The 14,168-nt window shown below is 37.9% G+C and carries 13 protein-coding genes; 7 read left to right on the top strand and 6 right to left on the bottom strand.

Annotated elements, in window-relative coordinates:
- Window positions 1-4: 4 nt before the first annotated feature.
- The 5 genes from AC51AA_RS05225 to AC51AA_RS05245 form a co-directional block, all read right to left on the bottom strand.
- A complete protein-coding gene (locus AC51AA_RS05225) occupies window positions 5-388 on the bottom strand; it encodes a hypothetical protein (RefSeq protein ID WP_500704676.1) in 384 nt (127 codons plus the stop codon).
- 103 nt (window positions 389-491) lie between these two features.
- A complete protein-coding gene (locus tag AC51AA_RS05230; RefSeq protein WP_500704677.1) occupies window positions 492-788 on the bottom strand; it encodes a hypothetical protein in 297 nt (98 codons plus the stop codon).
- A gap of 308 nt (window positions 789-1,096) precedes the next feature.
- On the bottom strand, window positions 1,097-2,503 hold the full coding sequence (locus AC51AA_RS05235) for an efflux transporter outer membrane subunit (RefSeq protein ID WP_500704678.1): 1,407 nt from the start codon (window positions 2,501-2,503) through the stop codon (window positions 1,097-1,099).
- 18 nt (window positions 2,504-2,521) lie between these two features.
- Entirely contained in the window at window positions 2,522-5,689 is a 3,168-nt protein-coding gene (locus AC51AA_RS05240) for an efflux RND transporter permease subunit (RefSeq protein WP_500704679.1), read from the bottom strand.
- A 6-nt stretch (window positions 5,690-5,695) separates the two neighbouring features.
- Window positions 5,696-6,859, bottom strand: coding sequence for an efflux RND transporter periplasmic adaptor subunit (locus tag AC51AA_RS05245; protein WP_500704680.1), 1,164 nt, complete (start codon window positions 6,857-6,859; stop codon window positions 5,696-5,698).
- 241 nt (window positions 6,860-7,100) lie between these two features.
- Between AC51AA_RS05245 and AC51AA_RS05250 the strand changes: the two genes are divergently transcribed.
- The 7 genes from AC51AA_RS05250 (at window position 7,101) to AC51AA_RS05280 (ending at window position 12,611) form a co-directional block, all read left to right on the top strand.
- Entirely contained in the window at window positions 7,101-8,177 is a 1,077-nt protein-coding gene (locus AC51AA_RS05250) for a sensor histidine kinase (protein WP_500704681.1), read from the top strand.
- Window positions 8,174-8,905: a LytR/AlgR family response regulator transcription factor gene (locus tag AC51AA_RS05255; RefSeq protein WP_500704682.1), complete on the top strand. Its 732-nt coding sequence runs from the start codon at window positions 8,174-8,176 to the stop codon at window positions 8,903-8,905. The genes AC51AA_RS05250 and AC51AA_RS05255 overlap by 4 nt, the downstream gene beginning before the upstream one ends.
- Before the next feature lie 235 nt (window positions 8,906-9,140).
- Window positions 9,141-9,416, top strand: coding sequence for a PrgI family protein (locus tag AC51AA_RS05260; RefSeq protein ID WP_500704683.1), 276 nt, complete (start codon window positions 9,141-9,143; stop codon window positions 9,414-9,416).
- Window positions 9,417-9,559: 143 nt separating this feature from the next.
- Entirely contained in the window at window positions 9,560-10,588 is a 1,029-nt protein-coding gene (locus AC51AA_RS05265) for an LLM class flavin-dependent oxidoreductase (RefSeq protein ID WP_500705611.1), read from the top strand.
- A gap of 33 nt (window positions 10,589-10,621) precedes the next feature.
- On the top strand, window positions 10,622-11,182 hold the full coding sequence (locus tag AC51AA_RS05270) for a DUF2911 domain-containing protein (protein WP_500704684.1): 561 nt from the start codon (window positions 10,622-10,624) through the stop codon (window positions 11,180-11,182).
- A 198-nt stretch (window positions 11,183-11,380) separates the two neighbouring features.
- The gene (locus tag AC51AA_RS05275) at window positions 11,381-12,217 is read left to right on the top strand and encodes a sulfite exporter TauE/SafE family protein (protein WP_500704685.1); all 837 of its coding nucleotides are present in this window, start codon (window positions 11,381-11,383) and stop codon (window positions 12,215-12,217) included.
- Window positions 12,204-12,611: a DUF1634 domain-containing protein gene (locus AC51AA_RS05280; protein WP_500704686.1), complete on the top strand. Its 408-nt coding sequence runs from the start codon at window positions 12,204-12,206 to the stop codon at window positions 12,609-12,611. Before AC51AA_RS05275 ends, AC51AA_RS05280 begins: the two co-directional genes overlap by 14 nt.
- A gap of 199 nt (window positions 12,612-12,810) precedes the next feature.
- On the opposite strand, the gene AC51AA_RS05285 is transcribed toward AC51AA_RS05280, so the two are convergent.
- Window positions 12,811-14,022 carry a M24 family metallopeptidase gene (locus AC51AA_RS05285; RefSeq protein ID WP_500704687.1) on the bottom strand — a complete coding sequence of 404 codons (1,212 nt, stop codon included), beginning with the start codon at window positions 14,020-14,022 and terminating at the stop codon, window positions 12,811-12,813.
- Window positions 14,023-14,168 lie beyond the last annotated feature (146 nt).

Below are 14,168 nucleotides of genomic sequence, written 5' to 3' on the forward strand. Positions count from 1 at the left end.
TTGTTTAGGAAAATATTTTGGCCATCTTCGCCAATGAAAAGGCACTAATAGCCATGACAAAATCTCTAACAGCCACATCTAAATAAGCTCCACTACCCACTAATGTTAACCCAATAAGGGTCAACCAAGCCGATACGATATACCCACCTATAGCCGGTTTTACTAAAACGATGATTCCAGCAATAATTTCAATTACTCCAACGATCATCATAAAAGTATGTGGTGCAAAAGGAAGCGTTGAGGACATACCTGGACTAAGGTAATGTTCCCATACCGTCAAGAGGTTGGTAAATTTATCAAAACCAGCAACAATTGGCACTATACCAAATGTAACTCGTAATAAATTGAAAGTTGGGCTAAGGGCTACTCTTAAGTTGTTCGTTTCCATTTCTATTAAATTTAATTGTTTATTTAATAGTAGAGGAAACGAAATCGCAAAAGGTTACAAAAAAAAGAACCTTTTTTATAAAGTAGCACAAACTTTAAAACACTCAGTGCTGCAGTTTGTTTTTAATAGCTTTAAACCCGTTTTTTGAGAAAACCATTTCATTTGAAATAATCAGCCCTTTGATATGGTGTTTCTCAGAAGAAATACCATAAATGATGGCCTCTGATTTTGGGTCTGGATCTTCAAAATAATAAATTTGCTGTACTTCAAACTCATTATAATTGATTTTGTAATGGCTATTTCTTACTTTAAGGTAATCCTTTTTTAGGACAAAATTCCGATCATATCCCTGACAAATTAACCCCTCTAAAGCCTCTATTAAGTTACTATATGGATTCATCTTTACTCATTTTTTAGAATTCGAATCAGTATTAACTCCCTCATCTTCAGAACCAATACTGTTATAATCTTAAAGATAGTGATTTATTTTTATTCTTTTATATCCCCACCACAAATACCTTTTGAAAGGCTCATTCAGATAAACATTTGTCTCGATAGAGCTAATTCAAGAGGTCTCTATTTGTTTTTTCATGCCCTTAGATGCCTTTTAAATTGCTTTTCACTCCCCAAGCTCGAATTAAACACAAAAAAAAGCGTCTCAAATGAGACGCTTTTACTATACAAAATTAGCACTTAGATGCGAAGAAATTATTTCCAACCACCACCAAGGGCGCGGTACAGTTCCACTACAGCTTGCAATTTCTGCAAATTATCGTTTACTCCACTAATCTGCGCTGCTAGCAAATTTTGCTCTGAAGTCAATACGTCTGTATAATTGGTCGCAGAACTATACTCTAAAAGCTGTTGCGTAAAATCTACAGCTTTGGTTAAGGCCACAATTTGCTTTTCTCTTGACTCTTCTTTTTCCATAGCCATCTGATAGGCATATAAGGCATTGGAAACTTCCTGCCCTGCAACTAAAAGACTTTGCTGAAAATTATTCAGTGCCTGCAATTGTCTTGATTGAGCAGTTGTTAATCTTGTTTTATTAATTCCTTGATTAAAAATAGGCTGTGTTAGTCCACCAATCAAAGAATAAAAAATAGAATTCGAAAAGAAATCCGTTAGTTGCAAATTAGAGAAACCTCCGCTTGCCGTTAGAGTCAAACTTGGATAGAAATAGGTTTTGGCCATATTAGTGGTTTCAAAAGCCGTTCTGAAATTAAATTCCGCTTGACGTACATCAGGACGATTTTCTAACAATTGAGACGGCACACCTATAGCAAGTTGACTCGGAATGGATTGATTTTCCAAAGTTCCTCTCTCAATTGGTCCTGGCCCCTGTCCCAATAAAATATTCAATGCATTTTCAGTCTCCCGTATGCTTCTTTTTAAATCCGGAATAGCTACTTCAGCTGCATGTTGATTGGCTTCACTTTGAACAACAGCCGCACCAGTGACAATCGCTCCTTCTTTTAAAGCTTTGATCACTTCTACATTTTTCACACGACTCTCTAATGTAGCCTTGGTAATCTCCAATTGTTTATCAAAAGAAATCAATAAGAAATAATTATTAGCAATATCAGCAATCAGTTGCGTTTGAATCGCTTGTTTAGCTGCATCAGAGGCAAGATAACTCGCCAGAGCCGCTCTTTTAGAACTACTCAATTTCCCCCAAATATCAGCCTCCCAAGAAGTGCTCAACCCTAACTTATAGGTTGTGGTTAAAGTTCTGATATTAATTCCCGGAGGGAAGTTAAGTCCAGCTTGAGATTGTTTATTGTGAGCCACATTAGCATCCACATTTAAGGTTGGATAGTAAGCCAATTTACTTTGCTCCATTGAAGCGCGCGCCTGAACAATATTCTCTATGGCATTTTTAAGATTAAGATTCTGATCCAATCCTTTTTGGATTAAAGCATTGAGTTTCTCATCTTTAAAAACAGTATTCCACGGCATATTAGCCATTGTCGTAGAATCAGCACTAGCCTGGTCACGATATAACTTATCTGTCGCAATTGTCGACGGACGTTCGTACTTCTTGGTAATCGAGCACGCACTTAGTAGTGCGGCTGTCATTACCATTAGAATATATTTTTTTGAACTATGAGTCATTTTTTCTTAATTAAATTATTACTCTTTGTGAGCCTCTACAAGTTGAATATTCTGATCGTCATCATCGTCGTCATAATTCTCCTTAGGCGGACCACTGACTCTTTCTTGCAGCGTCTGGAAAATGATAAACAAAGATGGAATAACAAATACTCCCAAAATAGTTCCGATTAACATACCGCCAACCGCTCCAGTTCCAATTGATTTGTTTCCGATCGCTCCTGCACCTGAGGCAAACATTAAAGGAACTAGTCCTAAAATAAAAGCAAAAGAGGTCATTAAAATTGGTCGCAGACGCGCTACAGCTCCTTCTATGGCAGCTTGCACTATTGGCAATCCCTTTCGCCTTCTCTCCAAGGCAAATTCGACTATCAAAATACCGTTCTTGGCCAGTAATCCAATCAACATGATCAAGGAAATCTGAAGGTAAATATTACTATTCAATTTGAATATGATCGAGAATAAATATGCTCCTGCCAATCCAAATGGAATAGAGAACAATACTGCAAAAGGCAAAATATAACTCTCGTACTGTGCACTCAACAAGAAGTAAACAAAAACCAGACACAAGATGAAAATAAAGGAGGTTTCACCTCCTGAAGCCAATTCCTCACGAGTTAATCCCGAGAACTCGTATCCATACCCAGCTGGAAGATTCTCCGCAGCCACTTCCTGAATCGCCTTAATGGCATCTCCTGAACTATATCCTGGATTTGGAGCTCCTGTAATAGATATCGAGGTAAAAAGGTTAAACCTTGAAATCGATTCCGGTCCAAAAACTCTAGTCATATGGATAAACTCCGTAATCGGAGCCATGTTTCCAGCGGCGTTGCGGACAAAGATTTTATTTAATCCTTCTGTATTGGTTCTAAACTCTGGAGAGGCTTGAATCATCACACGATACTGCTTTCCAAACTTATTAAAATTCGAAGCATACAACCCTCCATAATATCCTTGCATAGTGGTCAAAATAGTATTGACCGTAACCCCTGCATCTTTAGCCTTCGCTAAATCGATATCCATCATATATTGTGGAAAACCTGGATTAAATGGTGTTGTGGCATATTGTATTTCTGGACGTTTGGATAATTTTGCTAAGAAGTCATTATTAACTTCAAAGAATTCTGCCGTACTATGACCACCTTTATCCTGCAGCTGAAATTCAAATCCACCACTTTGTCCAAAACCTTGAATGGTAGGCGGTGAAATAAAGAAAATACTAGCCTCACGAATACCGCTTGTTTTAGCAAAAAGTTGCCCTATTACATCATCAACACTTAAGTCACGATCTTTCCAATTCTTCAATCGCACAATAACCATACTATAAGCACTACCTGCTCCTGCTGTAAAATTCTGCCCCACAATTTGAAGGGTTGATTCCACACCTGGAATAGTATGAGCAATACTGTCGACCTTCTTGGCTACCACTGTAGAACGCTCCAAAGACGATGCTGGAGGCAAACTGATATTAGCAAAAACAACCCCTTGATCCTCTGAAGGAACGAAAGCCGATGGTGTGGTTTTCATCATATAAAACAAGGCCGCTGATGCCACTACTATAGAGGCTACTACAATCCATTTTTTAACTGATAGAAACTTTACCGAACGTTTGTACTTACCGGTCAAATTATCAAAAGCCACATTAAAAGAGGTGTAAAAACGCTGCATAAAACTCTTGTGTTTATGATCGTCCGCATGAGGCTTTAAAAGCAAAGCACATAAAGCCGGACTTAACGTCAAGGCATTTACTGCCGAAAGAATAATCGCAACTGCTAAGGTAATACCAAACTGTTTGTAGAAAACTCCTGTAGAACCCGTAATAAAAGTTACCGGAATAAATACAGCAGCCATTACTAGGGTAATGGAAATGATCGCTCCAGAGATTTCATCCATAGCATCAATGGTTGCTTTTTTAGCCGATGTATATCCATGATCCAACTTGGCATGCACGGCCTCGACCACTACAATGGCATCATCCACCACAATACCAATGGCCAGAACCATCGCAAAGAGCGTCAACAAGTTAATGGTAAACCCAAATAAATTCAGGAAGAAAAAAGTTCCCACAATCGCTACCGGAACGGCTATTGCCGGGATTAAAGTTGATCTAAAATCCTGAAGAAAAATAAATACTACGATAAAAACTAAGATAAAAGCTTCCACCAACGTACTGACCACCTTTCCAATTGAGGCATCCAGATTTTCATTGACATTAATTAAAGTAGCATACTTTACTCCTTTAGGGAAGGTTTTTACGGCTTCATCTACAATTTTCTTAGAATTAATAATTACATCACGTGCGTTTGATCCTGGTGTCTGACTAATGGCAACACCCACAGAAGGATTTCCATTGGTGGTACTGGCAGAGGAATAGTTAATAGAACCTAACTCTACTCTAGCTACGTCTTTCAATCGCAACAATTGTCCATTCCCAACGGCTTTCACTACAATTTCTTCAAATTCTTGTGCACTAGTCAAACGTCCTTTATACTTGATTACATATTGAAACGCCTGATCTCCGTTTTCACCAAATTTACCTGGTGCCGCCTCAATATTTTGTTCAGCTAATGCCGCCGAAATATCGCTCGGAATCAATCGGTATTGTTGCATCACATCTGGCTTGAGCCAGATACGCATCGAATAATCTCTTGATCCAAAAACCGTTACATCTCCTACCCCAACAACACGTTGGATTTGAGGCACTAAATTGATCTTGGCATAATTTTGAAGAAAGGTCTGATCATAGGCTTTATCTTCACTATACAAAGAGAAGATCAATAAGTTACTACTCTGACTCTTGGTCACCGTTACCCCGGCCTGCGTTACCTCCACGGGTAACAAACTGGTGGCTCTAGATACCCTATTTTGCACGTTTACCGCCGCTAAATCGGGATTTGTTCCTACTTTAAAAAAGATTTTGATAGAGGCGTTTCCATCATTAGTTGCTGTAGAAGTCATGTAGGTCATGTTCTCTACCCCATTGATTTGTTCCTCCAGCGGAATTACGATACTTTTCAGTACCACATCTGCATTGGCTCCTGTATAACTTGCCGCCACGTTAACCGTTGGTGGTGCAATATCAGGATATTGGGCGATAGGAAGTGCAGCAAGTCCTAAAAGCCCTAAGATGACGATAATAACCGATATTACTGTAGAGAGTACCGGTCGTTGTATGAATATTTTAAACATTTGTTTTTATTTTAAGTCTGCATAAACACTTTCAGCACTCTGATTTTGGGCTTTGATCTCTGTTCCATCTTTAAGTGTCGCCACTCCGTTTAAAACAATTTGATCTCCGACTTGCAAACCGCTTTTCACTACATAATAATTCCCTGCCGTATTATCTAAGACAGTAATGTTAGTGCTTTTTGTTTTACCATCTTTACCCACAACCACTGCAAAGAGCTTATCTTGTAGTTCATAGGTAGCACTTTGAGGAATAATGATTGTTTCTTTTACCTCATTTGGAATTCTAACCGTCGCACTACTTCCACTTCTGATGATGCTATTTGGATTTGGGAAACGCGCTCTAAGGGTTACCGTACCTGTTTCCGTATTGATCAATCCACTTACCGTCTCTATACGGCCCTTTTCAGTATAAATAGACTTATTAGAAAGTACTAGTGAAACTTCTGGCAGACTTTTAACTTTTTGATTCAAGGCAGCACCCGAATTGTCTTTTTGAGTATAATTCAAAAGGATTTTTTCATTCACAGCAAAATAAGCATACACATGTCCGATGCTCGAAACTGTCGTTAAGGCTTCCGCTGTATTGGGTCCTACTAAACTTCCTAAACGAAACGGAATGGAACCCACCACACCATTTACTGGACTCGTTACAGTAGTATATCCTAAATTGGTTTTAGCATTGACTAAACTAGCATTTGCCTGAGAAAGAGTAGCCATAGCCGCTTCATAATTATATTGTGCCGATTCAAGCTCGTACTTACTGATAATTCCTTTATCAACAAGAGGTCTTACCTTATTTACGGCTAACTTGGCTGAACTTACAGAAGCTTGAGCACTTTTTATACTGGCTGCAGCGGTACGCACTTGTTGTTCGTATTCCGGAGCACTTATTTTGAAAAGGGCTTGACCCGCTTTCACAACAGTCCCTTCATCCACAAAAATCTTGTCGATATAACCATCAATTCTAGGGCGAATTTCAATATTTTGCTGTCCTTGAATACTGGCAGGATAGTCGGTGTACAAGGTTGCTGATTTAGGCTGCAAAGTCAGCGTTTTAAATTCTTTAATTTGCGCTGCAGCACCAGCTTGAGCCGATTTGTCGTCTTTCTTACCGCATGAAGCGATGATAATTGAGGCTGCAAGAATGCTTAAAAAGGATTGCTTCTTCATTGTTAAAAATGTGTAGTTATCAATTTATATGTGAACAAAAGAACTAAAATATACAATATAAAAACTTTCAAATAGACGTAAAGCAAGAGGCAATCGATAGACATGATATCACAATCGATAGGAGTAAGACTAATGTCTCAACATACGCTAAAACAGTCTCGTCGGTTCTAAAACCCTCTCTAAAGATAATAATTCTATTTTAAACGATTGCTTTTTCATCGTATTTAAATAAAATGTAATATTGTCATTAAAATCACCTATCGCCATGATCTCCACTTTTTTTAAACCCTATCTATTCATCGGATTACATATCCTAGGCTGGTTATTAATTGGCTTTACACTGTTATTTTACATCCCTCTTACCTGGGATATTGCCCTACCTACCACCTTTTGGCTCTGGCAATCCATAGTGTTGTTTTTCATGATCTTTATTTTTTATTTCAATGCTAAAATAATAGTGCCTGGGACCATCATCAAAGACTCTGTAGGTCCTTTTTTACTGTGTATACTATTGCTTATTACAGCCATGCAGTTGATTGCCTACCTCTATACTTCCAATACCGATTTACATAAAAAAATAGCAGACTTACTGGGATTTACCAAATACAGAAGACGATTCTTTGACAACTATATTTTCACCATAACCCTATTGGTTTTAGGTATTAGCACCAGTTGGGCCATGTTACAGCATTGGCAAAAAGCCGCTCAACACAAACAAGAGCTCGAACAAGACAAGACAATGGCTGAACTCGCGATGTTAAAAGCGCAAATCAATCCACACTTTTTCTTCAACTCACTCAACAGTATTTACTCTCTTACCTATACCAACATCGAAGATTCTCGTCATGCACTACACACTTTAAGTCGTATGATGCGCTACTTGCTCTATAGTACAGAAGGTGAAAGAACCACTTTACTCAAAGAGATGGAATTTCTCCAAAATTACATCGCATTAATGCGTCTTCGCGCCAATAGTAAACTAACTATAGTAACGACGATACCTGAAACGCTTAGCGACTACCCTATCGTTCCTATGTTATTATTACCTTTGGTTGAAAACGCGTTTAAGCACGGTGTACATGCTACCGATAAAAGTGAAATTAACATTGTCATTAAACAAACGAAACACCTACTTGAACTTGATATCGAAAACACGCTTTTTGAAAAAAACACATCAACAGAAGAACAAGGAGGAATAGGACTAACCAATACCAAACGTAGACTAGAGCTGGTTTACCCACACAAACATATCTTGACTGCTGGTGTTAATGACCAAGGAAAATACAACGTAAACCTGCAAATAACTTTAGAACAATGAACACATTAACCTGTATTGCAGTAGATGATGAACCATTAGCATTAAGACTAATGGAAACTTTTATCAATCAAACTCCTTTTTTAGAATTAGAGTGTACTTGTGACAATGCTCTTGAAGCTATGTCTCTCATACGCGAGAAACAGCCCGATCTCATTTTCTTAGACATTAATATGCCTAACTTAAGCGGTATGGAGCTCGCCCGACTATTACAAGAACAAACTGGACCTACTCCTAAAATTATTTTCACCACCGCCTACAACCATTATGCTATAGAAGGCTATAGAGTAAATGCCATAGATTACCTTTTAAAACCCTTTAGCTACGAAGAATTTTTACGAGGGGCAAACAAAGCCTTACAACTTTCCGAAGAAGGGGCCAATCAAAATCAAACAGTAAGCGCTGACGACGAATTCATTTTTTTAAAGGTCGAGTACCAATGGGTTAGAATTTCTTTAAAAGACATACTTTATATAGAAAGTCTCAAAGATTATGTAAAGGTGCATCTCGAAGCACCTCAAAAATTTGTTCTTTCACTAACTTCTTTAAAAGCCTTAGAAGAAAAGTTACCTTCGAATAAGTTCATGAGAATGCATCGTTCTTTTATTGTTCCCTTGGACAAGATAAGCGCTATTAGTAAAAACTCGATTTTCATCGACAAAATCGAAGTGACCGTAGGGGAACAATACAAAGAAACGTTTAAAGCTATCGTAGAGCGTTGGATAAAATAAAAATATGTACTTTAGTAGATCATTAACACAATTATCTTTTTAAAGCGCAATTATTATAAACTTTTCCCAAAGGATTGATACGCAAAATATTTGGCAGGATTTTAGATAGTTCAAAAGGCTATTGTACATAGCAGTACAGTACTTTATTAAAAACGAATCGTAAATAAAAAAAGTCAAAATTGAACCCAATCAACCTCACTTAGAGGTAAGTCTAACGAATTAAATGATGATAACTATGGAAAATTTAACCTTTATAGACCCCTTATTGCACGGCATAACTCCTACAGAAAATAAAAAAGTTAAACTTTCAGTTAAACACCTAGTATATGCTGGACTAAGCGCTCTTTTAGTGGGCGCCGTTTTAAAAAAAACCGGACAAAATAAAACGGCAGCGGTCGTGGGAGGTTTTGCACTACCCTTACTTGCTTCGGCAGGCTATAAACAGTTTATTGAAAACTCTAAGGCAAAACGAGAACGCAATGAAAGTAGTGGTATTGAATACAATCACTAAAAAATACATCCAACGAAAATCCTAACTAAAAATAAAAACAGTTAGGATTTTTTTTGTTTTTTACTGTTGGGTTGTTTCCATTTTACACACACTTTTTAAAACATGTAAAAATGTAGAAACAAGTTTATTATCTTTACTACATGATGGAAATAGGAATAGACAGTTTCGCCTCAGCCATGTATGGGGACAACAATACACTAAGTAGTGTGGATGCTATGGCACAACTACTTCAAAGAATTGAGTTAGCCGATCAAGTTGGACTCGATATCTTTGGTATAGGAGAGCATCACAAGAAAGAATTTTTAGACTCTGCCACAGCAGTCATCTTAAGCGCAGCTGCTGCTAAAACTAGCCGTATTCGATTAAGCAGTGCCGTGACCGTTTTAAGCGCCGCCGACCCCGTGCGGACCTATCAAAGTTTTGCTACTCTGGATTTAATATCAAACGGAAGAGCAGAAATTGTAGTGGGACGTGGCTCCTCTATTGAAGCCTACCCTCTCTTTGGTTTTAATCTCAACGACTACGACCAACTCTTTAAAGAAAAATTAGAACTATTGCTTCAAATTCGAGATCAAGAATTTGTCACTTGGTCGGGTAAATTTCGCCCTGCCTTGAACAACCTCCCTATTTATCCACGCGCCTTACAGGAAAAACTACCCATTTGGCTCGGTGTAGGAGGCACTCCTGAATCATTTATAAGAGCAGGAACACTTGGATTGCCTTTAATGGTGGCTGTTATTGGAGGTCAAACCCACCGATTTCGACCACTGATCGATCTGTACCGTGAGGCAGGACAAGCAGCTGGTTATCAAGAAAACGAACTTAAAGTCGGTTTACATTCGCCTGGTTATGTGGGGGCTACTCCTGAAAAAGCCATTGCCGATTATTACCCTGGTTACGCGGAACTTTGGACAAAATTAGGAAGAGAGCGCGGTTGGCCAGCGGTTACTAAGGCTTCTTTCGATGGTCTTATTAGTGAGAAAGGTGTACTGGTTGTGGGAAATCCCGAGCAGGTTGCCGAAAAAATCTTACGCCATAGCCAAGCCCTTGGAGGTATTTCTAGATTTACCTTTCAAATGGACAATGCCGGTCTTACACACAGTCAATTGATGAGCGCCATAGAGCTTATCGGTACTAAGGTAATCCCTTTAATCAAAAAAGAAATTCTATAACCCCTTTGTATACAATCAATAAACCCAAACACTATGAAAAAAATCATGTTACTGACCGCATTCTTTTTAACAACTTTATCTATTACGGCTCAGGAAGTTAAATTTCCTCCTTTAGACAACAGTCCAGTAGACATTAGTTATTTCCCATCAAAATCCATTAAATTCAAAAAAGGAGAAACAAACTCTCCCACGATGAAAATTGTTTACGCAAGACCATCGGCTAAAGGACGAGCTATTTTTGGAGAATTAATCCCTTTTGGTAAAGTATGGCGTGTTGGTGCCAACGAAAATACAGAAATCAAACTTTACAAAACGGTTACCATTGGTGGCAAAACCCTAGCGCCAGGAACATACAGTTTATTTGCTATACCTGAAAAAGACAAATGGGTCGTTATCATTAATAAAGACACCGATCTATGGGGAGCTTATCCCTATGATGAAACTAAAGACATCGTAAGAGTAACGGTTCCTGTTAAAACGGTAGCCTCTACTATCGAAGCTTTATCGATTATTTTTACCCCTTCAGATGCAGGAGCTAATCTAGTAATAGGATGGGATAAAACCATAGTTGAAGTACCTGTAAGCATCAAATAACAAGACCAAATGGTTTTGCCAAAAGAGACCTATAGAGGAATTTTCCTTTATAGGTCTCTTTTATTTTTCCCTACAACAGTCTGATTATATTCCCTCTCATGACAGTATTAAAGACTACATTTTCAGTTTTATTATAAGTAAAAGTTTTTCCTAGCCAATATCAATTCGTAAATTAGCCCGCAAATAAAAGATCCCCGAATGACCGTACTTACCTTTACTCTGATTATGCTTCTTGGTGCTTTCTTAGCAGGATTTATTGGTTCCTTATCCGGATTAGGAGGCGGAATCATCATCATCCCTCTTTTAACCATTCTACTGGGTGTAGATATTCATTATGCCATTGGTGCCGCACTGGTTTCGGTAATTGCTACTTCATCAGGCTCTGCAGCAGCCTATGTTAAAGAAGGCATTACCAATATGCGTTTGGGGATTTTTCTAGAAATTGCCACCACCATCGGAGCGGTCTGCGGAGCTTTACTCTCCACTATCGCCCCTACCTCTTTTATTGCCGTTTTATTTGGACTTACCCTTATTTTCTCAGCGGTCAATTCCTTGCGAAGAAAAGAAGAACATATTGTTTTAGAATCAAGTCCGTTGGCCAAGAAACTACACTTGCAAGGTACCTATCCTTCACATCACGGAGAACTTATTCGATATGGTACCAAAAATGTTATTGGTGGATTTAGTATGATGGGGATAGCCGGTATGATGTCTGGATTATTAGGTATTGGTTCTGGAGCCTTTAAAGTAATTGCCATGGATAATATTATGCAAATTCCCTTTAAAGTGTCTACCACAACCAGTAACTTTATGATGGGAGTCACTGCTATGGCCAGTTCGGTCATCTATATTCAAAAAGGATACATCGAACCTGGAATATGCATGCCTGTGGTCATTGGTGTTTTGTTCGGTGCTATGGCAGGAGCTAAAATTTTAGTCAAAACCAATCCAAAAAAACTACGAATCTTTTTTGCCTGTCTCATTTTTGTACTGGCCATCAACATGATTTACAACGGAATCAATGGAAAAATATAGCCCTATGCAAGAAGAAAAATTTGGAGAAAAAGACTTTCAAACCATTATAGGTAATCTATTGCGTTATGGGGTTTGGATCGCATTATCGGTGGCTTTTATTGGAGGAGTCGTTTATTTAATACATCATGGTGCTGACGTAGAAAACTATTCCGTATTTCATGAAAATGACCGAAACATCTTTGAAGTCATCCAAAGCATTTATAAAGGTGTCCTCCAAGGCGATGGAGAATCACTCATCTTTTTTGGCGTAATACTGCTCTTTCTAACTCCTGTATTGCGTGTACTACTCTCGTTATTTTCTTTTTTAATGGAAAAAGATTATCTGTATGCCGGTATTACAATGATTGTGATTATTATCATTTTAGTGAGTGTTTCATTGGGATTCTCACACTAAAAAACACCAACACTAATATGTAGTCACAGCAAAAAACAAACCTGTATTTTACAACATTATATATAAAAGTAAAGGCTGTCTCTATTAAAAGAAACAACCTTTACTACTTTAAGTTATGTGTGTTTTGGGTCAATGGTCAATACCTAGAAAAATGTAACTTATCCCCTCTTTTCCACTGTCCTTACTTTTTTAATCACTATTAATATCCGAAAGGATTCTCAACGCTATGCATAGGAGTGGTAAACCATTTTGGACCATTGGCGGTCATATAAAAATGATCTTCATGACGAATACCAAATTTCCCAGGAATACAAATCATAGGCTCGTTACTGACCACCATCCCGTCTAAAAGAGCAATCTCACTTCCTCTTACCAAATAAGGATATTCATGAATATCTAGACCTGTTCCATGTCCAACTCTATGTGGCAATCCTGGCAAATTATAGTCTGGTCCTAATCCAGCTGCTACTAATGTTTTTCTGGCAGCATCATCTACAGCACCACAACTACCGCCGATTTTTGCAGCATCAAAAGCAGCTGCCTGCGTTTGTTTTTCTAGATTCCAAATAGTTTTATACTCCTCAGTAGGTATTCCATACGTATAGGATCTGGTAATATCTGAAATATAACCTTCAAGCTTACACCCCGTATCGATAATAACCGCTCCGTTTTCTTTTAGATCCTGGGGAACAGCTACACCATGAGGATATTGTGTATCGTCATCAAACAAGACTATGCAAAAATAAGAACCAGAAGTAATTCCTGCCTTTTTATGGGCATCATTGATAAAAGTTGTTACTTCATTTACGCTAATCCCAGGTCGCAATATCTTGGCAGCAGCACGTTGCACTACCATGGTAATCTCTTTTGCTCTTTGGATGATCGCAATCTCATTTGTTGATTTTTGCATTCGACAACCCGAAGTAATGGCTAAGGCATTTATAAAAGTATACGACTGATTGGCTTTAGTTACACCATCCACCAAAAAATAAGGCGCTGATTCATCTATAGCAATAGACTGATCCACTATATTTTTGCTTTTCAACAACTCCCCTAGTAATGTATAAGGAGATTCATGCTCCTCCCAACAGTTGATTTTTCCCTTTACTGCCATATACTTCTCAAAAGTACCTTCTTCAAATTGGGGAACTATATACTCCAAAGTTCCATCATCGTACAATAATGCTCCCACCATTCTCTCAGACGGATTCCATTTGGTACCCGTAAAATAATAAAGGTTTGTTCCTGCGTTAACGTAAGTCGCTTTTACACTTAAATCCTTCATTAATGCAACTGCTTTTTTAATACGATCTACATATTCCTCTAATTGAATTGGTTGTACATCCAAAGTCATATTTTCAATTTTCTCTAACTCAATAGCCGCAGTTGAACCTCCTATTCCTATTGTCATTTTATATCTTTTAAATTGTTTTAATTAATTCGTGTAATACAATACAAATTAAAACCATTCTACTCTTTTAATCTATAGCAAAAAATAATTTTAACATAGCAGCAATTATTAAAGAAGTGAATATAAGACTAGTGAGAAAAAAATAT

It is taken from the genome of Flavobacterium sp. OHVDL-2026-0007, assembly GCF_059882335.1.

Coding starts and splice junctions, on each gene's coding strand:
- AC51AA_RS05270 (WP_500704684.1), top strand. CDS start 10,622: ATGAAAAAAATCATGTTACTGACCGCATTCTTTTTAACAACTTTATCT.
- AC51AA_RS05260 (WP_500704683.1), top strand. CDS start 9,141: ATGGAAAATTTAACCTTTATAGACCCCTTATTGCACGGCATAACTCCT.
- AC51AA_RS05285 (WP_500704687.1), bottom strand. CDS start 14,022: ATGACAATAGGAATAGGAGGTTCAACTGCGGCTATTGAGTTAGAGAAA.
- AC51AA_RS05280 (WP_500704686.1), top strand. CDS start 12,204: ATGGAAAAATATAGCCCTATGCAAGAAGAAAAATTTGGAGAAAAAGAC.
- AC51AA_RS05240 (WP_500704679.1), bottom strand. CDS start 5,689: ATGTTTAAAATATTCATACAACGACCGGTACTCTCTACAGTAATATCG.
- AC51AA_RS05245 (WP_500704680.1), bottom strand. CDS start 6,859: ATGAAGAAGCAATCCTTTTTAAGCATTCTTGCAGCCTCAATTATCATC.
- AC51AA_RS05265 (WP_500705611.1), top strand. CDS start 9,560: ATGGAAATAGGAATAGACAGTTTCGCCTCAGCCATGTATGGGGACAAC.
- AC51AA_RS05225 (WP_500704676.1), bottom strand. CDS start 388: ATGGAAACGAACAACTTAAGAGTAGCCCTTAGCCCAACTTTCAATTTA.
- AC51AA_RS05255 (WP_500704682.1), top strand. CDS start 8,174: ATGAACACATTAACCTGTATTGCAGTAGATGATGAACCATTAGCATTA.
- AC51AA_RS05230 (WP_500704677.1), bottom strand. CDS start 788: ATGAATCCATATAGTAACTTAATAGAGGCTTTAGAGGGGTTAATTTGT.
- AC51AA_RS05275 (WP_500704685.1), top strand. CDS start 11,381: ATGACCGTACTTACCTTTACTCTGATTATGCTTCTTGGTGCTTTCTTA.
- AC51AA_RS05235 (WP_500704678.1), bottom strand. CDS start 2,503: ATGACTCATAGTTCAAAAAAATATATTCTAATGGTAATGACAGCCGCA.